This window comes from Carboxydothermus pertinax, from assembly GCF_001950255.1.
Classification (GTDB): domain Bacteria; phylum Bacillota; class Z-2901; order Carboxydothermales; family Carboxydothermaceae; genus Carboxydothermus; species Carboxydothermus pertinax.
Genome location: NZ_BDJK01000060.1, coordinates 1 through 318 on the forward strand (window position 1 = coordinate 1; position 318 = coordinate 318).

Consider the following 318-nt stretch of genomic DNA (forward strand, 5'->3'; position numbering starts at 1 on the left):
AATATTTGTTTAAAGGAAGATTTTACAGCTATAAAAAGCCAATTTGCGCCTAAAAAATGTTACTTTTTCAGTCCTCTCGGACGGTTCTTACAACCACCATTTTCAAGATCGTCTTCAGAAGTATTTTATAAAACTTACTTTAAAAAAAGGAAAAAAAATATAAAGAGCGAATTTAAAAGGAGGCGAAAAATCGCTTCCAATTTTTTTAGACGAAAATGGTCACTGACAGAACCGTCCGAGACCCCTGAAAAAAGTATTATAAAAAATAGAAAATGTAGAATAAAATAACAATAGCCCCTAAATTTATGATATAATTTA

General features: G+C 29.6%; 1 protein-coding gene. It reads left to right on the forward strand.

Annotated features, from left to right (window positions below; translation table 11 throughout):
• Window positions 1-288, forward strand: a 288-nt coding sequence (locus tag cpu_RS14070; protein ID WP_234970252.1) for a hypothetical protein, incomplete at its 5' end; no start/stop codon positions are given.
• Between the last annotated feature and the right edge of the window lie 30 nt (window positions 289-318).